A 26,187-nucleotide genomic window follows, 5' to 3' on the forward strand; every position below is an offset into this window, starting at 1 on the left:
CTTGTGAGCACCGAAGCGTACGTGTACGACGCGATCCGCACCCCGCGCGGCCGCGGCAAGGCGAACGGCGCCCTGCACGGCACCAAGCCCATCGACCTGGTCGTCGGCCTGATCCACGAGATCCGCGACCGCTTCCCCGGCCTGGACCCGGCGGCGATCGACGACATCGTGCTCGGCGTCGTCGGCCCCGTCGGCGACCAGGGCTCCGACATCGCCCGGATCGCCGCCGTCGCCGCCGGGCTGCCGGACACGGTCGCGGGCGTGCAGGAGAACCGCTTCTGTGCCTCGGGTCTGGAGGCCGTCAACATGGCCGCCGCCAAGGTGCGCTCCGGCTGGGAGGACCTCGTCCTCGCGGGCGGCGTCGAGTCCATGTCCCGGGTGCCGATGGCCTCGGACGGCGGCGCCTGGTTCAACGACCCGATGACCAACCTCGCCGTCAACTTCGTGCCCCAGGGCATCGGCGCCGACCTCATCGCCACCATCGAGGGCTTCTCCCGCCGGGACGTCGACGAGTACGCGGCGCTCTCGCAGGAGCGCGCTGCGACCGCCTGGAAGGAGGGCCGCTTCGACCGCTCCGTCGTCCCGGTCAAGGACCGCAGTGGCCTGGTCGTCCTCGACCACGACGAGCACCTGCGCCCCGGCACCACCGCCGACTCCCTCGGCAAGCTCAAGCCGTCCTTCGCGGACATCGGCGACCTGGGCGGCTTCGACGCCGTCGCGCTGCAGAAGTACCACTGGGTCGAGAAGATCGACCACGTCCACCACGCGGGCAACTCCTCCGGCATCGTGGACGGCGCCTCGCTGGTCGCCATCGGCTCCAAGGAGGTCGGCGAGCGCTACGGCCTCACGCCCCGCGCGCGGATCGTCTCCGCCGCCGTCTCCGGCTCCGAGCCCACCATCATGCTCACCGGCCCCGCGCCCGCCACCCGCAAGGCGCTCGCCAAGGCCGGGCTGACCATCGACGACATCGACCTCGTGGAGATCAACGAGGCGTTCGCGGCCGTCGTCCTGCGCTTCGTGCGGGACATGGGCCTGTCCCTGGACAAGGTCAACGTCAACGGCGGTGCGATCGCCCTCGGCCACCCCCTCGGCGCGACCGGCGCGATGATCCTCGGCTCCCTCGTGGACGAACTGGAGCGCCAGGACAAGCGCTACGGCCTCGCGACCCTCTGCGTCGGCGGCGGCATGGGCATCGCCACCGTCGTCGAGCGCACCTGAAACCCCGGCGGAACCAAGAGACTTCAGAGACTTCTACGGAGACCCCCGTCATGACTCAGAGCACCACCATCCGCTGGGAACAGGACCGCACCGGCGTCGTCACCCTGGTCCTGGACGACCCCAACCAGTCCGCGAACACCATGAACCAGGCGTTCCGCGACTCCCTCGCCGTGATCACGGACCGTCTGGAGGCCGAGAAGGACACCATCCGCGGTGTCATCATCACCTCCGCCAAGAAGACCTTCTTCGCCGGCGGCGACCTGCGCGACCTGATCCGGGTCACCCCCGAGACCGCGCAGGAGCTGCTGGACGGCGGCATGGCCATCAAGCGCAACCTGCGCCGCATCGAGACGCTGGGCAAGCCGGTCGTCGCCGCGATGAACGGCGCGGCCCTCGGCGGCGGTTACGAGATCGCCCTCGCCTGCCACCACCGCATCGCCCTCGACGCGCCCGGCTCCAAGATCGGCTGCCCCGAGGTCACCCTCGGCCTGCTGCCCGGCGGAGGCGGCGTCGTCCGCACCGTCCGCCTCCTCGGCATCGCCGACGCCCTGCTGAAGGTCCTCCTCCAGGGCACCCAGTACAACCCGCAGCGCGCCCTGCAGAACGGCCTGGTCGACGACGTGGCCGCCACCCAGGACGAACTGCTCGCCAAGGCCCGCGCCTTCATCGAGGCCCACCCCGAGTCGCAGCAGCCCTGGGACAGGCCGGGCTACCGCATCCCCGGCGGCACGCCCGCCAACCCCAAGTTCGCGGCCAACCTGCCCGCCTTCCCGGCCAACTTGCGCAAGCAGACCAACGGCGCCCCCTACCCGGCCCCGCGCAACATCCTCGCGGCCGCCGTCGAGGGCGCCCAGGTCGACTTCGAGACGGCACAGCTCATCGAGGCCCGCTACTTCGTGGAGCTGGCCGCGGGCCAGACCTCCAAGAACATGATCCAGGCGTTCTTCTTCGACCTCCAGGCCGTCAACTCGGGCGCCAACCGCCCCAAGGGCATCGAGCCGCGCAAGGTCCGCAAGGTCGCCGTGCTGGGCGCCGGGATGATGGGCGCGGGCATCGCCTACTCGTGCGCCCGCGCGGGCATCGACGTGGTCCTGAAGGACGTGTCGACGGATGCCGCGGCCAAGGGCAAGGGCTACTCGGAGAAGCTGTGCGCCAAGGCGGTCTCCCGGGGCCGTACGACGCAGGAGAAGGCCGACGCGCTGCTCGCCCGGATCACGCCCACGGGCGACCCGCAGGACGTGGCGGGCTGCGACGCGGTCATCGAGGCGGTCTTCGAGAACCCCGAGCTCAAGCACAAGGTGTTCCAGGAGATCGAGCACATCGTGGCGCCGGACGCGCTGCTGTGCTCCAACACCTCCACGCTCCCGATCACCGCCCTCGCCGAGGGCGTGGAGCGCCAGAGCGACTTCATCGGACTGCACTTCTTCTCGCCCGTCGACAAGATGCCGCTGGTCGAGATCATCAAGGGCGAGCGGACCGGCGACGAGGCGCTGGCCCGGGCGTTCGACCTGGTCCGGCAGATCAACAAGACGCCGATCGTCGTCAACGACTCGCGCGGCTTCTTCACCTCCCGGGTCATCGGCCACTTCATCAACGAGGGCGTGGCGATGGTCGGCGAGGGCATCGAGCCCGCGTCGGTCGAGCAGGCGGCGGCCCAGGCGGGCTACCCGGCCAAGGTCCTGTCCCTGATGGACGAACTGACGCTGACGCTGCCGCGCAAGATCCGGGCCGAGTCGAAGCGGGCGGTCGAGGAGGCGGGCGGCACCTGGGTCACCCACCCCGCCGAGGCCGTCATCGACCGCATGGTCGACGAGTTCGACCGCCCCGGCCGCAGCGGCGGCGCGGGCTTCTACGAGTACGGCGAGGACGGTAAGCGGGCCGCTCTGTGGCCGGGGCTGCGGGAGCACTTCACCAAGCCGGGGCACGAGATCCCGTTCGAGGACATGCAGGAGCGCATGCTCTTCTCGGAGGCGCTCGACACGGTCAAGCTGCTGGAGGAGGGCGTCCTTACTTCCGTCGCCGACGCCAATATCGGCTCCATCTTCGGCATCGGCTTCCCCGGGTGGACCGGCGGCATCCTCCAGTACATCAACGGCTACGAGGGTGGCCTGCCCGGTTTCGTGGCTCGCTCGCGTGAGCTGGCCGAACGGTACGGCGACCGGTTCACGCCGCCCGCGCTGCTGGTGCAGAAGGCGGAGCAGGGCGAGACGTTCACGGACGGCCGCTGAAGTATCGCTGAGCGACACGCGGTTCTTGCCCTCGCGGGGCGGGGCCACCGACGCTGACGGGAACACCCGTCGCACGGTCCCCGCCCCACGAGGAGCCCCCCATGGGATACCGTCCCGCCCTCCCCCTGCTGGACATCCTGCGCGGGGAGGGCGTGGACCGCGTCTTCGGCAACCCCGGCACCACCGAACTGCCCTTCCTGGCCGCGCTGTCGGAGGCCGACGACGCCCCCGAGTACGTCCTCGGCGTCCACGAGGGCGCCGTGGTCGCCATGGCCGACGGATACGCCCGCGGCACCGGCCGCCCCGCGTTCGTGAGCCTGCACATCGCCGCCGGCCTCGCCAACGGCCTGATCGGCCTGCTCAACGCCCGCCGCTCCCGCACCCCCCTGGTCGTCATGGCGGGCCAGCAGGACCGCCGGCACCTCCAGCAGGACCCGATGCTCTCGGGCGACGTGACGGGCCTCGCGACCCCCGCCGTGAAGGCGGTGTACGACCTCCAGCACGCCCACGACCTCCCGCTCGCCCTGCGCCGGGCCTTCGCGCTCGCCGTCCGGCCGCCCGCCGGGCCCGTGTTCCTCTCCGTCCCCACGGACCTGCTCACCGAGGACACCGAGATCGAGGTACCGGCCCGCACCCGCGCCCCCGCACCCGGACCGGCCCCGGGCCTGGAGCGCGCCGCCCTGCTGCTCGGCGACGCCGCCCGCCCCGCGATCGTCGCCGGCGACGGCGTCGGCCGCGAGGACGCCCTCGGCGCACTGGTCCGGGTGGCGGAGGCCTGCGGGGCGACCGTCCATCACCAACCCATGGCCGACTGCCTGAACTTCCCGACCACGCACCCCCTGCACGCCGGGATGCTGCCACCGCGCCACGACGCCATCCGCGCCGCACTCGCCGCCCACGACGCCGTGCTGATCGCCGGTGCCCACGCCTTCACCCCGCACCACTACACCCCCGGCCCCGCCCTGCCGCCCGGCCTCACCGTCGTACAACTCGACTCCGACCCGGACGAGATCGGCCGCAACTTCCCCGTCGACGCCGGACTCGTCGGCTCCCTCGCCCCCTCCCTGCACCGTCTCGCCGAGCTGCTCCGCGACCGCGTCACCGACCGCATCGCCGAGGGCCGTGTGCTGCGCGCCGGTGAACAGCACTCCGCCGAGCGCGAGCGCGCCGAGTCCGCGGCGCGCGCCGCCTACTCCCGCGCCCCGCTCGCCCCCTGGGCCGCCGCCCACGCCGTGGCCCGCGGGCTGCCGCCCGGCACCGTGGTCGTGGAAGAGGCCATCACCGTCGGCCTGTTACTGCGCCGCCTGGTCCGCCTCGACCGCCCCGGCAGCTACACCCACACCGTCGGCGGCGGCCTCGGCTGGGGCATCGGCGCCGCCGTCGGCCGGGCACTCGCCGAACCCGGACGACCGGTCGTCGCGGTCCTCGGCGACGGCTCCAGCCTGTTCGGTCTGCAGGGCCTGTGGAGCGCGGCACGGCAGGCCGCACCCGTGCTGTTCGTGGTGATGGGAAACGGCGCCTACCGCACCGTCCAGGAGACCTACGAGTCGATGGGTGGCAAGGGCGTCTGCCCGGGCACCGAGCTCGGGCCGCTGGACTTCACCCTGGCCGCGGAGTTCTTCGGGGTCGACGCGGTGCGCGCGGAGAGCGCGACCCACCTACGTGAACTGGTTGCCCGGGCAGGGAAGTTGACGGGCCCGCTGCTCGTCGACGTACCACTGCGCTCGTGACGCGTGAGGCGTGTGAGGCGTGGCGTTCCGGCGAGTGGAATGCGCTCTTGCCCGGGGGCTGACGGGTCATCACACTCGCCCCATGGAGACGCGTACCGCCCTGGTGACCGGAGCGGCACAGGGCCTCGGGCAGGAGTTCGCCGTCGCGCTCGCCGGGCGCGGCTACCGGGTCGCCGGTCTCGACCTCGTCGCACAGCCGCAGACCTCCGCGAAGATCCTCGACTATGTGGAGCTGACGGCCGACGTCACCGACGAGACCCAGGTCTGCCAGGGGCTGGAGCGCGTCATCGACCGGTTCGGCACGCTGCACGTCGTCGTCAACAACGCGGGTGTGTATCCGCAGCAGCCGTTCGAGGAGACGTCGGTCGAGGAGTGGCGGCGGGTCATACGGGTCAACCTGGAGGCACCGTTCCTGGTGACCCGGGCGGCGCTGCCCTGTCTGAAGGCGGCCGGCTGGGGCCGGGTCGTCAACATCGCCTCGGCGGCCGTACTGACCGCGCCGCCCACGATGGTCCCGTACGTCGCCTCGAAGATGGGCCTGATCGGCTTCACCCGCTCGCTCGCGGCAGCTCTCGCGCCGTACGGCATCACGGTCAACGCGATCGCGCCGAGCATGGTCCGCACCGCGACGGCCGAGCGCACGGTGGGCGCGGACGGCGGCTTCGAGCACGTCCGTGAGCGGCAGGCCGTACACCACACCCAGGAACCGGCCGACCTGGTCTCGACGCTGCTGTACGTGGTCGACGAGGGGAGCGGATTCCTGACCGGGCAGACCCTGAACGTGTCAGGAGGGTCCGCCTTCATCTGACGCCGATGGCCCCGGTGACTCCGATGGCTCCGTTGACTTCGATGGCTCCGCCATGCCGCCCAGCCACTCCCGCAGGTCCTGGCGCAGGGATCGCTGAAACGTCGTCAGCAGGGCCTGGACCACCAGGGGTTGCATGTAGGCGGAGAGCGACTTCACGTCCTGCGCGGCACGCTCGGACACCTCGTCGCGGAACAGCTGGGACAGTTCATGCGCGGCGGCACGCGAGTGCTCGATGAGGACGTTGCGGGCCGCGAGGATCGCCTCGTGCGACAGGGGTACGTCCAGCAGTCCGACGCCGAGCCGCAGCAGCCCGAGGTCGACGCGGTAGTCGTCGTCGCCGGTCTCGATCACGCCCATGGCCGCCAGCCGTTCCACGTCGTCGTCGCCGAGCGCCCGCCCGGCCCGCCGCTCCAGCTCCGCCCGTGTCACCGTCTCCACGGCGTCCGGCGCCCAGGAGGCCACGACGGCCCGGTGCACGGCGAGGTCATGGGCGTCCAGGTCGGGCGGCAGCTGCTGGACGTACCGTTCGATGGCCGCCAGCGTCATGCCCTGCTGCTGGAGCTCCTCGATGAGCGCGAGCCGGGCCAGGTGCTCGCGCCCGTAGTGCCCGACTCTGCGCGGACCGATCACCGGAGGCGGCAGCAGTCCCTTGGTGCCGTAGAACCGCACCGTGCGGACCGTCATCCCCGCCCGCGCGGCCAGCTCGTCGATCGTGAGGGTCGGTTCCTCGGTGCCGGTCGTCATGCGCAGCAGTATCGCTGTCTCACCAGTGCTGTGACACCTGCCGGGGCCGACGGGACCACTGTGTGAGATGTAACGCTCTGTGACGTACGCCACCGCGTGAGCCGCGTTGTTCGGGGGAAGGTGGCCCCTTGGTCTGTGCCTTTACGGAAGGCGCAGGCCATATGTACGTCCGGACACCCGAGCGTGATCCGCTCGGGCGCACCAGAGAGTGGTACCCCCGTGAGCAAGGACGCCGTGAACACGGCAGTGGCCGCATCCCGTACCGACGCGGCCCAGGTGCCCGCGGACGCGGGCGACGCCGGTTACAGCAAGGACCTCAAGGCCCGCCACGTCAACATGATCGCCATCGGCGGGGCCATCGGCACCGGCCTCTTCCTGGGCGCCGGCGGACGCCTCCACAACGCGGGACCGGCACTGGCCATCGCCTACCTGGTCTGCGGCATCTTCGCCTTCTTCGTGGTGCGGGCCCTCGGTGAGCTCGTCCTCTACCGTCCCTCGTCCGGTTCCTTCGTGTCGTACGCGCGCGAGTTCCTCGGTGAGAAGGGCGCCTATGTCGCCGGCTGGATGTACTTCCTGAACTGGTCGACGACCGGTATCGCCGACATCACCGCGATCGCGCTCTACACGCACTACTGGAGCATGTTCACGAGCATCCCCCAGTGGGTGCTCGCGCTGATCGCGCTGGCCGTGGTGCTGGCGGTGAACCTGATCTCGGTGAAGATCTTCGGCGAGATGGAGTTCTGGTTCGCGATCATCAAGGTCGCCACGCTGGTGGCCTTCATGTTCGTCGGCATCTTCCTGCTGGCCACGCAGCACGAGGTGGGCGGGACGACGCCCGGCGTGAGCGTGATCACCGACAACGGCGGCGTCTTCCCGCACGGCATGATGCCGGTCGTCCTGGTCATGCAGGGCGTGATCTTCGCGTACGCCGCGCTGGAGCTGGTCGGTGTCGCGGCGGGCGAGACCGCGGAGCCGGAGAAGGTCGTCCCGCGCGCGGTGAACTCGATCATGTGGCGCGTCGGCCTCTTCTACGTCGGCTCTGTCGTCCTGCTGGCCCTGCTCCTGCCCGGCTCGGTGTACTCGGCCGACCAGAGCCCCTTCGTCACGGTCCTGTCGAAGATCGGCGTTCCGGCGGCGGGTGACGTGATGAACCTGGTGGTCCTCACGGCCGCGATGTCCTCGCTGAACTCCGGCCTGTACTCGACGGGCCGCATCCTGCGCTCCATGGCGATGGCGGGCTCGGCCCCGAAGTTCACCGCGCGCATGAACCGCAGCCAGGTCCCCTACGGCGGCATCCTGCTCACCTGCGCGGTGTGCGTGCTCGGCGTCGGCCTGAACTACCTGATGCCGAGCCAGGCCTTCGAGATCGTGCTGAACGTCGCCTCGCTCGGCATCATCTCCACCTGGGTGATCATCATGGTCTGCCACCTGATCTTCGTCCGCCGCGCCAAGGAGGGCCTGGTCACCCGCCCCGGCTTCCGCCTTCCCGGCAGCCCGGTCACGGAGATCGCCACGATCGTCTTCCTCCTGGCCTGCCTCGCCATGATGTGGAACGACCCGGAGGTCGGCCGCAAGACCCTGATGCTGATCCCGCTCATCGCCCTGATGCTGGTCGGCGGCTGGTACGCGATCCGCCGCCGGGTCGCGAAGGCGGAGGACCGGGAGCTGACCGAGCTCACGAAGTAGTCCCGAGGCCGTTGTCAGTGGCGGCCTCTACGGTGGCGTCATGTCGGAGATCACTTACATCCGGGGTGACGCCACCGTTCCTTCGGTGAAGGGCGTCAAGGTGATCGCCCATGTCTGCAACGACATCGGGGGGTGGGGGAAGGGCTTCGTCCTGGCCATATCGCGCCGCTGGCCGGAGCCGGAGAAGCGCTACCGCGCCTGGCACCGAGACCGCGCCTTGAACGACTTCGGGCTGGGCGCGGTCCAGTTCGTCCAGGTCGAGCCTTACCTGTGGGTGGCCAACATGGTCGGGCAGCGGGGCATCCGCACGGGCAGCAAAGGCGTGCCCGTGCGGTACGAGGCGATCGACGGGGCGCTGGAGAGGCTGGGTGCGAAGGCGGCCGAGCTCGGCGCGTCCGTGCACATGCCCCGGATAGGGTGCGGTCTGGCGGGTGGCAAGTGGTCCCGTGTGGAGCCGTTGGTCAACGAGAGACTGGTGCGGCGGGGGATTGCCGTCACCGTTTACGACCATGGGGAGGGCCGGAGTTGAGTCGCGACATCGACGTGCTCGTGCTGGGTGGTGCGGGTGTGGACACCATCGTGTATGTGCCGGAGCTGCCGTTGCCGTATGCCGACAGCTACATGATCGATTCGGGGATCCGGACGCGGGCCGGGCAGACCGGTGACTTCGTGGCGCTGGGACTGGGCGCGCTGGGGCTGCGGATCCACCATCTCGACATGCTGGGCGACGATCCCGAGGGCGATCTGGTGCGTGCCCTGCACAGCGAGAAGGGGATCGCGTTCACGGCGGTTCCGCAGCCCGCGGGGACGAAGCGTGCCGTCAATCTCGTGGGTCCGGACGGCAGGCGGCTGTCGTTGTACGACACCAGCCGCGGTCACGCCGACGACCGCCTTCCGGAGGCCACGGTGCGGGGCCTGGCGGGCGCGAGCCGTCACGTGCACGTCACCATCACCCAGCCCTGCGCCCATTCCCTGCCGCTGCTGCGCGAGTCGGGCGCGACGCTCTCCACGGACCTGCACGACTGGGACGGCGAGAACCCGTATCACGAGCCGTTCGCGTACGCGGCGGACGTCGTCTTCCTGTCCGCCGCCGCCCTGGCCGACCCCGAGCGGACGATGCGCCGGATCGCCGACCGGGGCCGGGCCGAGGTGGTCGTGGCCACGGCGGGCGCGAAGGGCGCGTACCTGCTGGCCGACGACGAGCTGACCCGCATACCCGCCGCGACGCCGCCCGCACCGGTGGTGGACTCCAACGGCGCGGGCGACGCCTTCGCCGCCGCGTTCCTCTACGCCTGGCTGAACCGCGAGACGCCCAGGCGCAGCGCCCTGTACGGGGCGATCGCCGGCGCCCACGCGTGCACCGTGCCGTCGACGGAGGCGGACGCGATCGGGCGGGACGAACTCCTCGTGCGGGTGGCCGAGTCGGACGTGGCGGCTCCGAACCCGTAGGGCGTCAGCGCTGGTGGTCGTGGTCGTGGTCGTGCACGTCGTTCGTCGCCGCGATCTTCTTCCACGACTTCGGCTGTGCCGGAACCCCGGACACCTTCGCGACCGACGCCTCCCGCGCCGCGGGACCGGCCGGCTTCGACGGCTGGAACAGCCAGGTGTCGAACAGCGCCGCCAGCGGCTTGCCGGACACCTCCTCGGCGTACCGCTGGAAGTCGGCCACCGACGCGTTGCCGTAGGCGAACTTCTGCGGCCAGCCCTTGAGGATCGCGAAGAACGCCGCGTCCCCGACCTTGTTGCGCAGCGCCTGCAGGGCCAGCGCACCCCGGTCGTAGACAGCTATGTGGAACTGGTTCTCCGGCCCGGGATCACCGGGCTTGACCGTCCAGAAAGCGTCGTCGGCCGGGCGCGAGGCGTACACGTAGTCGGCGATCTCCTGCGCCGTCCCCTCACCCTCGTGCTCAGACCACAGCCACTGCGCGTACCGCGCGAAGCCCTCGTTGACCCAGATGTCCTTCCAGTCCCGGACCGACACGTCGTCGCCGTACCACTGGTGGGCCAGCTCATGCACGACGACCGAGACGTTCGACCCGTTGCCGAACTGGCGGGGGCTGTAGAAGGGCCGGGTCTGGGTCTCCAGCGCGTACCCGACGCCGGGGGTGTTGGGCACGTACCCGCCGAGCGCGTTGTACGGATAAGGCCCGAAGTACTCGGTCAGCCAGTCGGCGATCTCCCCGGTCCGCTCGACGCTAGCCCGCGCGGCACCGGCGGTGTCGCCGAGGTCCTTGCTGTAGGCGTTGATGACCGGAATCCCACTCTCGGACGTCCCGGTCGTGACATCGAACTTGCCGGCCGCGAACGTGGCGAGATACGTCGCCTGCGGCTTGTTGGAACGCCAGTTGTAGCGGGTCCAGCCGGCCCGTGAAGTCGTCGACTGCAGCGTTCCGTTGGAGATGAACTGCGTGCCGTCCGGCACCTGCACCGACACGTCGAACGTCGCCTTGTCCCGCGGGTGGTCATTGCTCGGGAACCACCACCAGGCCCCCTCGGGCTCACCCGCCGCGACCCCGCCGTCCGGCGTGCGCAGCCACGCGTTGAAGCCGTACGCCTTCTTCGTGGACGGCACCCCGCGGTAGCGCACGACCACGGTGACGGCCGTGCCCTTGGCGAGCGGCTGCTTCGGCGTGATCTCCAGCTCGTGCTCGCCCGAGGTCGCGAACGACGCCTTCGCGCCATTGACCCGCACCTCGCTGACGTCCAGCAGAAAGTCCAGATTGAAGCGGGACAGATCCTGTGTGGTCTTCGCCAGCAGGGTCGCCGTCCCCGCCAACTCGTCCGTGGCCGGCTGGTACTTCAGCCGCAGGTCGTAGTGGGAGACGTCGTATCCGCCGTTGCCGTAGGCCGGGTAGTAGGGGTCGCCGATGCCCGGAGCGCCGGGGGCGGTGCTCGCGGCCGACGCCGGGATCGCCAGCATCAGAGAGGCGGCCGCGAGGGCGCCCGGCGCCATGATTCTGCGGTGCACGAAAGCTCCAAGTCGTAGGGGGTGGAGTCTGTCCGGAGCCTATTCACCACCTGTGTCCCCGGTGTGTCCATGTCCCCCGCTGTCACACGATCGCCATTCGGCCGACATGAGCCGATCCCGCACCAGCGATGTTTATCGGCCACGAGGAACCCGATAGGCCACGAATGGACCTCACGTGTCATCAGCCGCCCCCTTCTGTACAGGAGTTGATCGATGTAGCGTCCGCGCATGCCGAAACGAATGCGCTTCACGATCTGGAGACCGCTCGTGGCGGCGGTCACGGCCGCCCTGCTGGCCGCGTTCCTCGCACCCATGACGGCACACGCCGCCCCGCGGGAGAGCAAGCCCGTCTACTCGTACGAGAACGCCATCCGCGAGGCCGTATGGGTGGACACCGGACTCGACCACGACCGCGACGGCAAGCACGACCGCGTCGCCGTGGACATCGTCCGGCCCCGCGAGGCCGCCGCGCAGGGCCGCAAGGTGCCGGTCGTCATGGACGCCAGCCCGTACTACTCCTGCTGCGGGCGCGGCAACGAGAGCCAGAAGAAGACGTACGACGCGAGCGGCAACGTGGTCCAGATGCCGCTGTTCTACGACAACTACTTCGTGCCGCGCGGCTACGCCTTCGTCGGCGTCGACCTCGCCGGCACCAACCGCTCCGACGGCTGTGTGGACGTCGGCGGCCGCTCCGACATCCTCTCCGCCAAGGCCGTCGTCGACTGGCTGAACGGCCGGGCCAAGGCGTACACCACCCGCACCGGCACCACCAAGGCCACGGCGACCGGGTGGACCAACGGCCGCACCGGCATGATCGGCAAGAGCTGGGACGGCACCATCGCCAACGGCGTCGCCGCGACCGGCGTCGAGGGACTGAAGACCATCGTCCCGATCAGCGCCATCTCCTCCTGGTACGACTACTACTTCCAGCAGGGCGCCCCGCTGTACGACTCCGGCCCCGAGTGGCTCTCCGACTACGTCGACAGCCCCGACGCCCGCGCCAAGTGCGGCGCCGTCCAGCAGATGCTGGTCGACGGGGCCCCGCGCACCGGCGACTGGACCCCGCTGTGGACCGAGCGCGACTACGTGAAGGACGCGCGCAAGGTGAAGGCGAGCGTCTTCCTCATCCACGGCATGCAGGACCTCAACGTCCGTATGAAGCACGTCGGCCAGTGGTGGGACGCCCTCGCGAAGAACGGCGTCGAGCGCAAGATCTGGCTCTCCCAGACCGGTCACGTCGACCCCTTCGACTTCCGACGCGCCCAGTGGGTACAGACCCTGCACCGCTGGTTCGACCACGAACTCCTCGGCTACGACAACGGCATCGACCGTGAGCCGATGGCCGACATCGAGCGCCACCCCGACCAGTGGGTGACGTCCAAGGCCTGGCCGCCGCGCGGAACCGACACCACCACCCTGCGCCCCGCCAAGGGCACCCAGGCAGGCGTCGGCACCCTCGGCACCGCCAAGGGCAAGGGCACCGAGTCCTTCACCGACGACCCGCAGCACAGCGAGACCGACTGGGCCGCGAACATCGACCGGTCCACCCCGGACAAGGCGGGCTTCGTGACCGGGCCGCTCACCCGCGACCTGCGACTGTCCGGCTCCTCCGAGGTCACCGTCACCGCCACCCCGACCACCTCGACGGCCCACCTCTCCGCCGTCCTCGTGGACCTCGGCCCCGACACCATCCGCGACTACGCGACCAGCGGCGAGGGCATCTCCACGCTCACCGACCGCACCTGCTGGGGCCTGAGCACCACCGGCGACAGCGCCTGCTTCAAGGAGACCAAGGCCAAGACCGCCGACGTCGACTACACGGTCGTCAGCCGTGGCTGGGCCGACCTCGGCAACTACGCCTCGGACCTGAAGGGCGTACCGCTCACCCCGGGCAAGGCGTACACGATCACCCTCGACCTGGCGGCCACGGACCACGTCGTCCCGGCCGGACATCGCCTCGCCCTGATCGTCGCGGGTACGGACAAGGACCTGATCGACCCTCCGTCGACCAAGCCGACCCTGACCCTCGATCTCTCCCGTACGAAGGCCCGGGTCCCGCTGGTCGGCGGCGCTACCGCCTTCGCCCGGGCCACGGCGGGCTCCGTCTCCGCGGCTCCCGCGGCCACGCCCCTCGACGGTGTGACCGCACCGCGCGGCGCCCACCGCATCCCGGAGGGAGGCCGGTGACCCGCGTCCGAGCCCTCACCCTCACCGCGGCGGCCCTCGCCGCATCCCTCGTCGCCGTACCGGCCCAGGCCGCCGAATCCCCGCCCCGCACCGGCTTCGAGCAGTCGGCCGGCGCGAGATGGACCGGGCAGTCCGAGGAGCAGGACTTCCTCGCGGCCGTGGACAAGGCGAGCGACCGGATCTCCCTCGCCCGCATCGGCACGACGAAACAGGGCCGCCCCCTCCAACTCGTCCGCGTCGGCACCCGCCCCGCCCCCAACAAGGTGCTCCTCGTCTGCAGCCAGCACGGCGACGAACCCTCCGGCCGCGAGGCCTGCCTGTCCACCATCCGCGACCTGGCCTACGCCGAGGACCAGGAGACCCGGCGCTTCCTGGAGCGCACCACCCTGCTCGTCGTACCCACCGCCAACCCCGACGGCCGGGCCGCCGACACCCGCGGCAACAGCGACGGCGTGGACATCAACCGCGACCACATCGCGCTGAAGACCACCGAGGGCCGCGCCATGGCCGCGGTCATCCGCGACCAACGCCCCGACGTGGTCTACGACCTGCACGAGTACGGCGCCACCCCGCAGTACTACGACAAGGACCTGTTCGACCTGTGGCCGCGCAACCTCAACACGGACGCACACGTCCACGACGAGGCACAGGCCCTGTCCGAGTCCTACGTACGCCCCGCCGCGCGCAGCGCCGGCCACTCGACGGGCACCTACGGCATCTGGACCGACCCGGTCACCGGCGACCCGGTCAAGCAGGTCGCCGGCGACGGCCAGGAACGCATCCTGCGCAACATGTCCGGCATCAAGCACTCGGTCGGCCTGCTCATCGAGAGCCGGGTCGATCCGCTCACGGACGCGGAGAAGGCGGACGAGGCGCTGAACAACCGCCGCCGGGTGACGTCCCAACTCGCGGCGCTGGACGGCCTGTTCGGCTTCGCCGACGAGCACCGCCGGCAGGTCGAGGCGGCCACGGGCAGGGCCCGGCTCGCCGGCTGGGCCGACACCGGACCCGTCTACCTCGGCGGCGCCGACAACGACCCGGCCGAACCCGCCGAGGTGATCCAGGACCCGCCCTGCGGCTACCGGCTCACCGACGACCAGTACGCGGAGGTCAAGGACGAACTCGCCCTGCACGGAGTGCGGACACACGGCACCTACGTGCCGCTCCGCCAGTCCCTGCGCGCCCTGATCCCGTTGCTCCTCGACGAGCGGGCGCCGTACCACCTCACGGTCGGTGAGCCCGACACCGACTGCTGAAACGGCCAAGATCGACAGGTTCTGTGGTAGTCCCTGGTAGCCGACGTGGAACCGGCGTATCCACCGTTAACCGGGGAAGGTGCCGCAGATGACTGAGGATCTGAAGCAGAGAGGTGGCGGCCAGGAACGTCCTGTCGACGTTCCCGGCCACCACACCGACCAAGTGGTGTTCGGGGTGACCGCCGCCATAACGGTGGCCTTCGTGATCTGGGGCTGGGCGGCCACGGACTCGCTGGAGAGCGTGTCCACGAAGATGCTGAGCGGCCTGATCCACAACGGCGGCTGGGCCTTCATGCTGGCCGCCTCGTGTTTCGTGGTCTTCGCGCTGTGGCTCGCCATGAGCCGCTACGGCCGCATCCACCTCGGCGCCGAGGGCGAGGAACCCGAGTTCAGGACCGTGTCCTGGGTCGCGATGATGTTCAGCGCCGGCATGGGCATCGGCCTGATGTTCTACGGCGTCAGCGAACCGCTCTCGCACTACACGACCCCGCCCCCGGGCACGGACCCCGCCAACTCCGGCGAACGCATGGAGACGGCGATGGCGACCACCCTCTTCCACTGGACGCTGCACCCCTGGGCGATCTACGCGGTGGTCGGACTCGCCATCGCCTACAGCACCTTCCGCAAACGCCGCCGCCAGACCATCAGCGCCGTCTTCACCCCGCTGATCGGGGAGAAGCACGCGAACGGCTCGGCGGGACGGGTGATCGACATCCTCGCGATCATCGCCACCGTCTTCGGCTCCGCGGCCTCCCTGGGCCTGGGCGCCCTCCAGATCGGCTCCGGCTTCCAGGAACTGAACTGGATGGACGACGTCAGCACCGGCCTGCTCGTCGCGATCATCGCCGTGCTCACCCTGGCGTTCGTCGCCTCCGCCGTCTCCGGCATCGAGCGGGGCATCCAGTGGCTGTCCAACACCAACATGGTGCTCGCCCTGATCCTCGCCGTCTTCGTGTTCATCGCCGGTCCCACGATCATCGTGCTCGACCTGCTGCCCACCTCGATCTTCGCCTACCTCGGCGACCTGCCCCAGCTCGCCGGCCGCACCGAGGCCAGCGGCGGCGAGGGCGTCGCGGACTGGCTCGGCAGCTGGACCGTCTTCTACTGGGCCTGGTGGATCTCCTGGACGCCCTTCGTCGGCATGTTCATCGCCCGCATCAGCCGTGGCCGCACCATCCGGCAGTTCGTCGGCGGCGTCATCCTCGTGCCCAGCACCGTCAGCCTCGTCTGGTTCGCGATCTTCGGCGGTACGGCGATGAAGCTGAAGGAGGGCGGCGGGCTCGGCGGTGAGGACACCCCCGAGGGCCAACTCTTCGGCGTGCTTCAGGAGTTCCCCCTCGCCACCGCTAGCAGCCTGCTCGTGATGATCCTGGTCGGCATCTTCTTCGTCTCCGGAGCCGACGCCGCGTCCATCGTGATGGGCACGCTCTCCCAGCGGGGCGCCCTCGAACCCGGCCGTTTCGTCGTCGTGTTCTGGGGTGTGGTCACCGGAGCCGTCGCCGCCATCATGCTGCTCGTCGGCAGCGGCCAGGGCGACGCGCTCACCGGCCTGCAGAACCTCACGATCCTGGCCGCCGCGCCCTTCGTCCTCGTGATGATCGGCATGTGCGTCGCCCTCATGCGCGATCTGCGCCGGGACCCGGTCATCGTGCGCGGCGAGATGGGCTCCGAGGCCGTCGAGCTGGCCGTGATCGAGGGCCACAAGAAGTACGACGGCGAGTTCGAGTTCAAGATCGGCCCCGGACCCGGGACCGATGCGGAGGGCGACCCGGTGGGCCACGACCACGGCTGAGCGGCGTACGGGCGGCCGCACGTCGTCCGCCTGTTCGCCTCTCATGGCGGGACGTACCGGAATATGTCATGCCGCGCTCATATCGGTCCCGCTCTGGGGATACTCACAGCATGTCTGCCGAGTACGCGACCTTCGGCCTGGCACCGGCGATGCGTGCCGGTGGCGTCCTCGCCAACGGTAACTACCAGGTGCACCGGGACTTCGTGGACTTCATCGTCGACGGTCGCCCGCTGCTGTTCCAGCTGTCCGACCTCGACGCCGTCTCCCCGCTCGCCTCCGACGTCCCGCCCGCCATCTTCACCGCCCAGGTCCGCAGCCTGCTCCTGGAGGCGGAAGCCCCGCTTCCAGGAGGCAGGTACGTCATCTACGGCTGCCCCGACTGCGAGGACCTCGCCTGCGGCGCGGTCACCGCGGTCATAGGCAAGGACGGTGACGACTACATCTGGCAGGACTTCGCCTGGCAGACCGACGAACACGCCGACCTCGAACTCAACGGCTACCACGGCATCGGCCCCTTCCGCTTCCACGGCGCCGAGTACCGCGCGGCACTCGGCTCCCTGCTCGACGCCGGCTCCGAGGCACCGCGCCGCCGAGTCCTCCTCATCGGCGCCCGCGTCGCCCTCCTCGCCAAGCTCGCCGCGGCCCTGCGCACCATCGGCATCGGCGCCGACATCACCCATGACGTGGGCGGCGTCCCCGCCGACGAACTGCGCGTCTACGGTGCCGTCGCCTTCGGCCGCGCGATCGGCGAGGAGCAGCGTGCCGCCGTACGCCGCGTCTTCGCGGACGCGGGCGTCGAGGTGGCGTACGTCGACGGCCTCGCGCCGATCGTGCCGCTGCTGGTCGCCCAGATCGAGCACGCCCTGGACCGCAGCCCGGTCGAACAGCGCCGGCTGACCGGGCTGGTGGCGGCCGACGGCGAGGCGGGCGTCGAGGTCACCTCGCCCTGCCGGGTCAGCCTCACCGCGTATCGCGTCGACCGTCTGTACCGGACGCATGCGCATGAGGTCTTCGACGGTGTTCTGGAGGCGGGGCGGCACCGGATCGCGCTGGACGCGAAGGCGGTGAAGGGGGAGTCGTTCGTGGTGGCTCGGACATCGGGGAGCGTGCTGGTGGAGTCGGTTGCGCGGTAGTGCTCCGCTGGGTGCCGCGATGAGGTGGGTGCCGCGATGGGCCGTCGTCGTCCGCGGGCTCGTCGTGGCTGGTCGCGCCCACGCGGCGGAGCCGCATATCGATGCAGCCCCGCGCCCCTTCGGGGCGCTGCTGCCCCCGGCGATCTTGTGGGCCGGGAAACGCCGACGCGCTCCGGGTGGCGCGCGCATTAGGATCGCTCCCTGTGAGTGCCACCCTCGTCGCCAAGAACCTCGCCGCCGGCCACGGCGACCGTTCCCTGTTCAGCGGGCTCGATCTCGTCGTCGCGCCCGGAGACGTGATCGGCCTGGTCGGGGCCAACGGTGCGGGCAAGTCCACGCTGCTCCGTCTGCTCGCCGGACTCATCGCGCCGGAGGAGGGCGAGCTGCGGCTGTCCCCGCCGACGGCGACCGTCGGTCACCTTCCGCAGGAGCCGGAGCGGCGGCCCGGCGAGACCGTACGGCAGTTCCTGGCCCGCCGTACCGGAGTCGCCGAGGCCCAGCGCGTGATGGACGAGGCGACGCAGGCCCTGGTGGACGGCGCGCCGGGCTCGGACGACGCGTACGCCACCAGCCTGGAGCGCTGGCTCGACCTGGGCGGCGCCGACCTCGACGAGCGCGCCGAGGAGGTCGCCGACTCGCTGGGCCTGGCCGTGGACCTGGACCAGCCGATGACATCCCTGTCCGGCGGCCAGGCGGCCCGCGCCGGACTGGCCTCCCTGCTGCTGTCCCGCTACGACGTCTTCCTGCTGGACGAGCCGACGAACGACCTCGACCTCGACGGCCTGGAGCGCCTGGAGCGCTTCGTCTCCGGCCTGCGCGCCGGCACGGTCGTCGTCAGCCACGACCGCGAGTTCCTCACCCGCACGGTCACCAAGGTCCTCGAACTCGACCTGGCCCAGGGGCAGATCAACCTCTACGGCGGCGGCTACGAGGCCTACCTGGAGGAGCGTGAGGTGGCCCGCCGGCACGCCCGCGACGACTACGAGGAGTACGCCGACAAGAAGGCCGCCCTCCAGGACCGGGCGCAGACGCAGCGCTCCTGGATGGACAAGGGCGTCAAGAACGCCCGGCGCAAGGCGAGCAACGACAACGACAAGATCGGCCGCAAGTTCCGCAGCGAGGCCAGCGAGAAGCAGGCCGCGAAGGCCCGCCAGACCCAGCGCATGATCGAGCGCCTGGAGGTCGTCGACGAGCCGCGCAAGGAGTGGGAACTGCGCATGGAGATCGCCTCGGCACCCCGCTCGGGCGCGGTGGTCGCGACCCTGCGGGACGCCGAGGTACGACGCGGCGACTTCACGCTCGGCCCGGTGTCCCTCCAGATCGACTGGGCGGACCGGGTGGCGGTGACGGGCGCCAACGGCGCGGGCAAGTCCACGCTGCTGGGCGCCCTACTGGGCCGGGTCCCCCTGACGGCGGGCGGGTCGGCGCTCGGCTCCGGCGTCCTGATCGGCGAGGTCGACCAGGCCCGCAAGCTGTTCCACGGCGAGGAATCCCTGCTGGACGCCTTCTGCGCGGCCGTCCCGGACACCGAACCGGTCGAAGTACGCACCCTCCTGGCCAAGTTCGGCCTGAAGAGGGAGCACGTCCTGCGCTCCGCGGCCACCCTCTCCCCGGGCGAACGCACCCGCGCCGCCCTGGCCCTCCTCCAGGGCAGGGGCGTCAACCTCCTCGTCCTCGACGAGCCCACCAACCACCTGGACCTGCCGGCCATCGAGCAACTGGAATCGGCGCTGGACGCCTACGAGGGCACCCTGCTCCTGGTCACCCACGACCGGCGCATGCTCGACGCGGTCCACGTCACCCGCCGCCTGGAGGTCGCCGACGGCAAGGTGACCGAACGCTAGGGCGTGCCCACCGGCCCCGGCCGACCGCATCAGCCCTTGTGCCGACCCCCGTCAGCCCCTCCGGCGCAGCAGGGCGCAGACGAAGTTCTCCTGCACGGCACGCATTTGCCGCAGCAGAGCGGGCTTCATGCGCTGGTTGATCTGGGTGGTGGTGGAGAAGGTCAGCGACCGCCGCCCGTCCGGCGTCGCCGCGATCAGCTGGGTGTAGCCGGGGGTGTTGCCGGTGTGCCCCAACACCACGCCGCACCGGGTCGTGTACCGGAAGATGCCGAGCCCCGCGTCATTGCGGCCCGGGCCGGCGGGTTCGGACGCCCCGCCCGGGATCCAGCGCCGCTGCTCCCGTACGACGTGGTGGCCGTAGAGCCGGCCTCCGGCGTAGCCGCGCACGAAGCGGGTCATGTCGGCGGGCGTGGAGACGATGCCGCCCGAGGCCCACACACCGGACATGCTGATGAGCTCGCTGACGTCCACCGGTGGCGCGGGCGGGGTCACGTCGTAGCCGTGCAGATAGGGCACCGGCATCCGGTAGCCCTGCGGCAGGCTGGTCCGGCGCAGGCCGAGCGGCCGGTACACGAGATCGTCCAGCAGGCGCTCGTAGGGGACACGGGTCGCCGCCTCGGCCATCAGGGCCACGGCGATGTTGTCGGAGTTGGAGTACTGGTACCGGGAGCCCGGCGGGAACCGCAGCGGCCGGTCGGCCACGAAGTCGAGCAGTCTGCGGGAGTCGAAGTGGTGCCGGGGGTCGGCGAACAGGATGTCCAGGAAGGCCGGGGCCTCGCTGTAGTCGGGCAGGCCGCTGGTGTGGTTCAGCAGCTGGCGCAGCGTCACGGAACCCCAGGCCCGCGGCAGCCGGGGCAGCCGCTCGCGCAGGGTGTCGTCCAGACGCAGATGGCGGCGGTCCACCAGGGACAGCGCCACCGCCCCGCTGAACGCCTTGGCCGTACTGGCGATGCGCATGTGGTCGTTCGGCTCGGGCCGGCGCCCGCTGCCCAGCTTCGCGACACCGGCCCGTACGACCCGGCTTCCCCTGCCGTCCCGCAGAACGGCGATGACGCCCGGCGGGCCACCCGGCGCACGGACCAGCTGCTCCAGCTGCCGCTGGAGGGATTCATCGGGGTGCGGTCGGGGCTCCGCGGCGGTGCCCGCGGCGGCCGGGGACAGCGGGCACAGCAGGGTCAGACAGACGGTGATGAGGGAGACCGCCCCAAGACGGGGCCCGATCGGGGGACGGCGGCGCAACGGGGTCGGCATCGGCTCTCCTGAGCGGCGGCGGACACAGGACTGGGCGTCCAGCCTTGCCCGCCCGCGGCCGGGCGGCCGCTCGTGCTACTGCACTTGGCGCAACGGGCCGCCGTGGCCCGCCGGATGGCCCGAATCATCCGCACGGTCCGGTCAGCGCAGTCGCCTCGCCAGGCTCGGATAGTCGAGGACGAAGCCGTCGTCGTCGAACTCGATGTCACTGCGGAAGTCGCCCGAGACGAAGCGGATCCGGCCCGGCTCCAGATGCGTGTAGGTCTGCCGCGACGGCAGCACGGTCAGATCCGGCACCGACACCCACGCCATCAGCAACTCCCGTTCCCCGGGCGCCCGATGCAGTCCGTGCCGCAGCACCGGCATGGTGTTGGTGAGCGGGCACAGACCGAGATCGCAGTCGAGGGCGCCGTCGACATCGGGCAGCCGCTCACCGTTCGCCGTCCACCGGCCCGCTCCGTCGTGCCGCAGATCGAGCGTGCGCATGCCGCCCGCGGAGTCGACCCCGACGGACAGCCGACGCGTCACGAAACGGTCGCCCGTGTCGAGTTCGTACGACACCCAGTAAGGCTCCGGCGTCGTCCCGACCGCCCGGCCGCGGGCCCGCAGGACAGCGCCGCCGAACTCGGTCCAGGCGGTCTCGATGCCCTTGCTCTCCGACACTTCCCAGGTGATGACACGCGATGTCGGCATGCGGTCACCCTACGGGCGAACGGGCCCGGACCCTCCGAGTCGTACCGGAGGGTCCGGGCCCGTGTGTCGCGTCAGTGCTGCCCCGGCCTGGCGTGCGGGCTCAGCGCTTGCCCTGCTTGGGGTCGAGGAGACCCGCGCGGCGCAGCGCGTCGGCCATGGCGCTGTTGGCCGGAGGCGCGGCCTGGCGCGAACCGCCACCTCGGTTACCGCCGCCGCCCCCACCGCCACCGGCGCCGCGGCCCTGCCGCTGCTGAGGCGGACGCCCGCCGCGCTGGCGACGCTCGCCGCCGCCCCCGCCCTGCTGCTGGCCCTGCGGGGCCGCCTCGTCGTCGAGCCGCAGCGTCAGGGAGATCCGCTTGCGCGGAATGTCGATGTCGAGGACCTTCACCTTGACGATGTCACCGGGCTTGACCACGTCGCGCGGGTCCTTCACGAACGTCTTCGACATCGCCGAGACGTGCACCAGCCCGTCCTGGTGGACACCGACGTCCACGAACGCCCCGAAGGCCGCCACGTTCGTCACGACGCCCTCCAGGACCATCCCGGACGCGAGGTCGGAGATCTTCTCGACGCCCTCCTTGAAGGTGGCCGTCTTGAACGCGGGACGCGGGTCGCGCCCGGGCTTCTCCAGCTCCTTGAGGATGTCCGTGACGGTCGGCAGACCGAACGTCTCGTCCACGAACTCGTTCGGCTTCAGCGAGCGCAGCACGCCCGTGTTGCCGATGAGCGCGGCCACCTCCTGGCCCGACGTCTTCACCATGCGCCGCACGACCGGGTAGGCCTCCGGGTGCACGCTGGAGGCGTCCAGCGGGTCGTCGCCGCCGCGGATGCGCAGGAAGCCCGCGCACTGCTCGTACGCCTTCGGGCCGAGCCGCGCCACGTTCTTCAGCTGCGAGCGGGACGTGAACGGGCCGTTGGCGTCCCGGTGGGACACGATGTTCTCGGCGAGCCCGGAGGTGATGCCGGAGACGCGCGAGAGGAGCGGCGCGGAGGCGGTGTTGACGTCGACACCGACGCCGTTCACACAGTCCTCCACCACCGCGTCCAGCGAGCGCGACAGCTTCACCTCGGACAGGTCGTGCTGGTACTGGCCGACACCGATCGACTTGGGGTCGATCTTCACCAGCTCGGCGAGCGGGTCCTGCAGACGCCGGGCGATGGACACCGCGCCGCGCAGCGAGACGTCCATGTCGGGCAGCTCCTGCGAGGCGAAGGCGGAGGCCGAGTACACGGAGGCACCCGCCTCGGACACCATCACCTTGGTGAGCTTCAACTCCGGGTGCTTGGTGATGAGTTCACCGGCGAGCTTGTCGGTCTCGCGGGAGGCCGTGCCGTTGCCGATCGCGACCAGGTCGACGGAGTGCTCCTTCGCCAGCCGCGCCAGCTTGGCGATGGCCTCGTCCCACTTGTTGGCGGGGACGTGCGGGTAGATGACGTCGGTGGCCACGACCTTGCCGGTCGCGTCGACCACGGCGACCTTCACACCCGTACGGAAGCCCGGGTCCAGGCCGAGCGTCGCGCGTGTGCCGGCGGGCGCGGCGAGCAGCAGGTCACGCAGGTTGGCCGCGAACACACCCACGGCCTCGTCCTCGGCGGCCGTCCGCAGCCGCAGCCGCAGGTCGATGCCGAGGTGGACGAGGATGCGCGTCCGCCAGGCCCAGCGAACCGTGTCCGTCAGCCACTTGTCGGCGGGGCGACCACGCTCGGCGATCCCGAACTTGTGGGCGACGATCCCCTCGTACGACGAGGGCCCCTCGACGGCCTCCTCCGGCTCCAGTACGAGGTCGAGGACCTCCTCCTTCTCCCCGCGGAGCATGGCGAGGATCCGGTGCGAGGGCAGCTCGGTGAACGGCTCGGCGAAGTCGAAGTAGTCGGCGAACTTCGCGCCCGCCTCCTCCTTGCCGTCCCGCACCTTGGCGGCCAGCCGCCCGCGCACCCACATGCGCTCACGCAGCTCGCCGATCAGGTCGGCGTCCTCCGAGAACCGCTCGGTGAGGATCGCCCGGGCACCGTCGAGGGCGGCCTGTGGATCGGCGACGCCCTTGTCGGCGTCGACGAACGTGGCGGCGGCCGCCAGCGGGTCGACGCCCGGGTCGCCGAGCAGCCCTTCGGCGAGCGGCTCAAGACCGGCCTCCCGGGCGATCTGCGCCTTGGTCCGCCGCTTGGACTTGTACGGCAGATAGATGTCCTCAAGCCGCGCCTTGGTCTCGGCGCCGCGGATCTGCGCCTCCAGTTCCTCGGTCAGCTTGCCCTGCTCACGCACCGAGTCGAGGATCGCCGTCCGCCGCTCCTCCAGCTCCCGCAGATAGCGCAGCCGCTCCTCGACCGTGCGCAGCTGCGCATCGTCGAGCATCTCGGTCGCTTCCTTGCGGTAGCGGGCGATGAAGGGCACCGTCGAACCGCCGTCGAGCAGCTCCACGGCAGCTTTCACCTGCCGCTCCCGTACGCCGAGCTCCGCGGCGATCCTGCCTTCGATGGACCCTACGAGGGGTGTCATCACGATCCCGTCCGCCTTTTCACTGAGGTTGCGCGGCAATTGTGGCAGGTGACACCGACAAGCGGGGGTCAGGGCACCAACCCGGCCCGTCGCTGTGACGGGTCGGGATGGATGTCACCTGGTCGCGAGCAGCTCCTTGGGTGGTCGTGGCCGGAGTGGGGCACGGCCCCCTTGACCGATGGCGTCGAGGTGTTCGCTCTGCCGCAGCGGTTGACCTCCATGGTAAGTTACGACTAGTAACTTACCAGTCGTAACTTATGGGGTCGTCGAGATGGCGAAGAGCAACAGAGTTCTCGTGGTGGGTGGGTACGGCACAGTGGGGATGCTCATCAGCGACCTGATCGCCCGCAGGCATCCGGACGTGGATGTGGTCGTCGGAGGCCGGCGCTTCTTCACGGCGGAAGCAGCCGCGCGGCTCCACGGCCTCGCGGGTGCGGTGCGGATCGAAGTCACGGACGAGGATCCACTCGCCGACGTCGAACCGCTGCCGGACGCGGTCCTCGTGGCCGTCAACGATCACAACGACCGTCTGCTGCACTCCGCCGCCCGGCGGGGCATCCCTGTCGTCGACATCGCCCGCTGGCTGGTGCGCATCGAGGACGCGCACCGGACGCTGGCGCAGGAAACGGTCACGGCTCCGGTCGTCCTCGCCTCGGGCTGGATGGCGAGCGCGGCAGCGGTGACCGCGGCGGCGCACGGATGGGGCGCACCGGCCGATCATGTCGACATCGACATCCTGCTGAGCCTCCAGGACAGGACCGGCCCCGACTCCGCGACCGGCTTCGTCGACGTGCACCTGCCGTTCGAGCTCTGGGAGCGCGGCGAGACACGCACCGTGCGAGGCATGTCGGAACCTCGTGCGGTGGACTTCAGTGACGGACAGACCCGTTCCTGCCGTCTCTTCAGCAGCCCCGAGCAGGCAACGCTGGTCGCCACGGGTCACGCGCGAGGAGTGTCGGTGCGTATGGCCTTCGACAACCGTCCCGCCAACGCGGCATTCACCGCGCTGGTGAACTCCGGTCTGTGGGCGAGGCTTTCAAAAGAGCGCAGGTTCGGGATCCTGTACAACCCGGGAGACGAGGACGGCGCCCCGCACGAGTTCGTCGTCACCATCAAGAACGGCCCGGCCACCCGCAGAATCCTGGTGAAGGACCCCGAGGGGCAAGCCCATCTCACGGCGGCCGGCACGGTGACGCAGCTGGAACGTGTGCTGGGGCTGAACGGTCGCGACCGGCCCCACCCTGGAATCTCCTTCCCCGAGGGCGCCAACGACGTCATGGCCGATGTCGCCGCCATGCAGTCCATGGGCGTGCGGTTCACGGAACTCTCCCGAAGCCAGGCCGGTTCAGCCGCTCCGGCCCAGACGGTCTAGAGGACCAGACGGTCTAGAGGACAGGGCACGGCAACGGGAGTACCCGCCTACGAACACACCAGAATGCCGGCCGTCCTGACCGTGTCGGCTGCCCCTAAGCTGCTATCTGTAAGTTACGAATGGTAATAACGATGGAGTCCGGAGCGAGAGGGGTGTACATGGGAGGGGCCGGCTCGGAGAGTCCGGTGAAGCGGCGGCGGGTGTCGGCCGCGACGCGCAAGGAGTTGCTGCTGGAGACCGCGCTGCGTACGGCGCGGGAGGAGGGGGCCGGTTCCTTGACGCTGGCCCGGCTCGCGGATGCCTGCGGTGTCAGCAAGCCCATCGCCTACCAGCACTTCGGCTCCCTCGCCGGGCTGCTGGACGCCATGTTCCAGCGTGTGGGTGCCGAGTACGAGGACACCGTCATGGAGGTGATGGCCGCCTACCGGGAAACCGGGACCGCGGCCGACGGCGCGCTGCGGGCACTGTGCGATGCCTACATCGCGTGCACGTTGGAGAACGGCGCCCTCCACGCGGACATCGGCGCCGCTCTCGCAGCCGCGGGCGAGCGCCCGGGCGCCGTGTTCGCCGACGACGCCGAACGGTACTGCCCTCTCGTCGCCGAGTTGACCGGGGTCGATCAGCGGACCGCGTACGCCCTGACCGCGGCCTTCCTGGGAGCCGCGGACCGTCTGTGCGAAGCGGTCATCGCCCGTCGTCTGCGCGAGGACGAGGCCGCCGACGTCCTGATGCGGCTGTTTCCGACGCCGGCTCAGTGAGGCTGCCCGACCGTTGAACGGA

The 26,187-nt window shown here is 70.6% G+C and carries 19 protein-coding genes; 14 read left to right on the forward strand and 5 right to left on the reverse strand.

Translation table 11 applies throughout. The features are described from left to right. The first annotated feature begins 3 nt into the window (after positions 1 to 3). From ACFWYS_RS31985 to ACFWYS_RS32000, 4 genes are all read left to right on the forward strand, one after another. Complete coding sequence (locus ACFWYS_RS31985) at positions 4 to 1,218, forward strand: acetyl-CoA C-acetyltransferase (RefSeq protein WP_384776299.1); 1,215 nt, start codon at positions 4 to 6, stop codon at positions 1,216 to 1,218. Between the two features lie 50 nt (positions 1,219 to 1,268). After that, positions 1,269 to 3,446, forward strand: a complete 2,178-nt coding sequence (locus tag ACFWYS_RS31990) for a 3-hydroxyacyl-CoA dehydrogenase NAD-binding domain-containing protein (protein WP_384776301.1) — start codon at positions 1,269 to 1,271, stop codon at positions 3,444 to 3,446. A gap of 101 nt (positions 3,447 to 3,547) precedes the next feature. Then, on the forward strand, positions 3,548 to 5,176 hold the full coding sequence (locus tag ACFWYS_RS31995) for a thiamine pyrophosphate-binding protein (RefSeq protein ID WP_384776303.1): 1,629 nt from the start codon (positions 3,548 to 3,550) through the stop codon (positions 5,174 to 5,176). A gap of 82 nt (positions 5,177 to 5,258) precedes the next feature. Then, positions 5,259 to 5,984, forward strand: a complete 726-nt coding sequence (locus ACFWYS_RS32000) for an SDR family NAD(P)-dependent oxidoreductase (RefSeq protein ID WP_384776306.1) — start codon at positions 5,259 to 5,261, stop codon at positions 5,982 to 5,984. Here the strand turns inward: ACFWYS_RS32000 and ACFWYS_RS32005 are convergent. Continuing rightward, positions 5,961 to 6,728: a MerR family transcriptional regulator gene (locus tag ACFWYS_RS32005; protein ID WP_384776308.1), complete on the reverse strand. Its 768-nt coding sequence runs from the start codon at positions 6,726 to 6,728 to the stop codon at positions 5,961 to 5,963. The two genes, ACFWYS_RS32000 and ACFWYS_RS32005, sit on opposite strands and share 24 nt — an antisense overlap. 219 nt (positions 6,729 to 6,947) lie before the next feature. On the opposite strand from ACFWYS_RS32005, the gene ACFWYS_RS32010 reads away from it, so the two are divergent. The 3 genes from ACFWYS_RS32010 to ACFWYS_RS32020 are packed head-to-tail and all read left to right on the forward strand — an operon-like array spanning position 6,948 to position 9,863. Further along, entirely contained in the window at positions 6,948 to 8,414 is a 1,467-nt protein-coding gene (locus ACFWYS_RS32010) for an amino acid permease (protein ID WP_384776310.1), read from the forward strand. A 40-nt stretch (positions 8,415 to 8,454) separates the two neighbouring features. Continuing rightward, the gene (locus ACFWYS_RS32015; RefSeq protein ID WP_384776312.1) at positions 8,455 to 8,943 is read left to right on the forward strand and encodes a macro domain-containing protein; all 489 of its coding nucleotides are present in this window, start codon (positions 8,455 to 8,457) and stop codon (positions 8,941 to 8,943) included. Next, entirely contained in the window at positions 8,940 to 9,863 is a 924-nt protein-coding gene (locus ACFWYS_RS32020; protein WP_384776314.1) for a PfkB family carbohydrate kinase, read from the forward strand. Before ACFWYS_RS32015 ends, ACFWYS_RS32020 begins: the two co-directional genes overlap by 4 nt. Before the next feature lie 4 nt (positions 9,864 to 9,867). On the opposite strand, the gene ACFWYS_RS32025 is transcribed toward ACFWYS_RS32020, so the two are convergent. After that, positions 9,868 to 11,382, reverse strand: a complete 1,515-nt coding sequence (locus tag ACFWYS_RS32025; RefSeq protein ID WP_384776316.1) for a M1 family metallopeptidase — start codon at positions 11,380 to 11,382, stop codon at positions 9,868 to 9,870. A 228-nt stretch (positions 11,383 to 11,610) separates the two neighbouring features. Here ACFWYS_RS32025 and ACFWYS_RS32030 point away from each other — a divergent pair, with 228 nt between their 5' ends. The 5 genes from ACFWYS_RS32030 to ACFWYS_RS32050 all read left to right on the forward strand — a co-directional run bounded on the left by ACFWYS_RS32030 (position 11,611) and on the right by ACFWYS_RS32050 (position 19,594). Next, positions 11,611 to 13,569 (forward strand): Xaa-Pro dipeptidyl-peptidase, encoded by a 1,959-nt coding sequence (locus tag ACFWYS_RS32030; RefSeq protein WP_384776318.1) that lies wholly within the window; start codon positions 11,611 to 11,613, stop codon positions 13,567 to 13,569. Continuing rightward, positions 13,566 to 14,825 carry a M14 family metallocarboxypeptidase gene (locus tag ACFWYS_RS32035; RefSeq protein WP_384776320.1) on the forward strand — a complete coding sequence of 420 codons (1,260 nt, stop codon included), beginning with the start codon at positions 13,566 to 13,568 and terminating at the stop codon, positions 14,823 to 14,825. The genes ACFWYS_RS32030 and ACFWYS_RS32035 overlap by 4 nt, the downstream gene beginning before the upstream one ends. Positions 14,826 to 14,913: 88 nt before the next feature. Continuing rightward, the gene (locus tag ACFWYS_RS32040; protein ID WP_384776322.1) at positions 14,914 to 16,617 is read left to right on the forward strand and encodes a BCCT family transporter; all 1,704 of its coding nucleotides are present in this window, start codon (positions 14,914 to 14,916) and stop codon (positions 16,615 to 16,617) included. Between the two features lie 110 nt (positions 16,618 to 16,727). Further along, positions 16,728 to 17,750, forward strand: a complete 1,023-nt coding sequence (locus tag ACFWYS_RS32045; protein ID WP_384776325.1) for an oxidoreductase — start codon at positions 16,728 to 16,730, stop codon at positions 17,748 to 17,750. A gap of 203 nt (positions 17,751 to 17,953) precedes the next feature. Next, the gene (locus tag ACFWYS_RS32050; protein WP_384776327.1) at positions 17,954 to 19,594 is read left to right on the forward strand and encodes an ABC-F family ATP-binding cassette domain-containing protein; all 1,641 of its coding nucleotides are present in this window, start codon (positions 17,954 to 17,956) and stop codon (positions 19,592 to 19,594) included. Positions 19,595 to 19,645: 51 nt separating this feature from the next. Here the strand turns inward: ACFWYS_RS32050 and ACFWYS_RS32055 are convergent, their stop codons facing one another. The 3 genes from ACFWYS_RS32055 to ACFWYS_RS32065 all read right to left on the reverse strand — a co-directional run bounded on the left by ACFWYS_RS32055 (position 19,646) and on the right by ACFWYS_RS32065 (position 24,038). Beyond that, entirely contained in the window at positions 19,646 to 20,845 is a 1,200-nt protein-coding gene (locus ACFWYS_RS32055; protein WP_384776329.1) for a serine hydrolase domain-containing protein, read from the reverse strand. Between the two features lie 141 nt (positions 20,846 to 20,986). After that, complete coding sequence (locus ACFWYS_RS32060) at positions 20,987 to 21,538, reverse strand: putative glycolipid-binding domain-containing protein (protein ID WP_384776331.1); 552 nt, start codon at positions 21,536 to 21,538, stop codon at positions 20,987 to 20,989. A 100-nt stretch (positions 21,539 to 21,638) separates the two neighbouring features. Continuing rightward, positions 21,639 to 24,038: a Tex family protein gene (locus ACFWYS_RS32065; protein ID WP_384776333.1), complete on the reverse strand. Its 2,400-nt coding sequence runs from the start codon at positions 24,036 to 24,038 to the stop codon at positions 21,639 to 21,641. Between the two features lie 268 nt (positions 24,039 to 24,306). Between ACFWYS_RS32065 and ACFWYS_RS32070 the strand changes: the two genes are divergently transcribed. Together ACFWYS_RS32070 and ACFWYS_RS32075 are read left to right on the forward strand one after the other, a co-directional pair. Beyond that, entirely contained in the window at positions 24,307 to 25,407 is a 1,101-nt protein-coding gene (locus ACFWYS_RS32070; protein ID WP_384776335.1) for a hypothetical protein, read from the forward strand. 158 nt (positions 25,408 to 25,565) lie between these two features. Continuing rightward, positions 25,566 to 26,165 (forward strand): TetR/AcrR family transcriptional regulator, encoded by a 600-nt coding sequence (locus tag ACFWYS_RS32075; protein WP_384776337.1) that lies wholly within the window; start codon positions 25,566 to 25,568, stop codon positions 26,163 to 26,165. Positions 26,166 to 26,187: the final 22 nt, after the last annotated feature.

Source organism: Streptomyces sp. NPDC059010 (assembly GCF_042740355.1).
GTDB lineage: Bacteria > Actinomycetota > Actinomycetes > Streptomycetales > Streptomycetaceae > Streptomyces.